The organism is Oleiphilus sp. HI0079 (genome assembly GCF_001635105.1).
Genome location: NZ_LWFT01001007.1, coordinates 1 through 633, shown reverse-complemented (window position 1 = coordinate 633; position 633 = coordinate 1). Strand labels below are relative to the sequence as shown.

Genomic DNA, 633 nt, shown 5'->3' with positions numbered 1-633 from the left:
GCGTCACCGTCTCTGATAACTCGAAATGCCCCGCCCTAGAGCGCCGTAACATAGAGACGTGAGCACCACACCCTAGCTCAAGACCAATATCTTCAACCAAAGAACGGATATACGTGCCCTTGGAGCACTCAACATACAAAGACAAAGTGTCTCTGGTCACGTCATCAAGGCGGAGTGTTGGCACGTTAATCGGCCTTGCTTCTCTTTCTACCGTTATCCCTTTTCTAGCCCACTCATAGAGTGGGCGCCCCTGATGCTTTAGTGCGGAATACATGGTGGGAACTTGCAATGTCTCACCACGAAATTTCTCTAGAACGGATTCAACAATCTCTTTATTTAAAACAGGCAGGTCACGCGTTTCGACAACCTCACCTTCACTATCACCGCTTTCGCGAATCTCGCCAAGTTGCGCTGTTGTATAATACGCTTTATCCGATTCAAGAAGATATTTGGCAAACTTGGTTGCCTCACCAAAACAAATTGGCAAAACACCCGTCGCGAGGGGGTCTAAAGCCCCGGTGTGACCTGCACGACGAGCATCGTACAGCCATCGAACCTTTTGTAGAGCGCCATTACTCGTGATATCTAAAGGCTTGTCGAGTAACAGCACACCATCTAAAAGTCGACCTTTTT

Annotated in this window: 1 protein-coding gene; it reads right to left on the bottom strand. The window is 48.3% G+C overall.

Annotation, left to right across the window (positions count from 1 at the left end; translation table 11 throughout):
* The coding region (gene truB / locus A3750_RS18325) for a tRNA pseudouridine(55) synthase TruB (RefSeq protein WP_068548575.1) at positions 1-633 on the bottom strand (633 nt) is incomplete at both ends.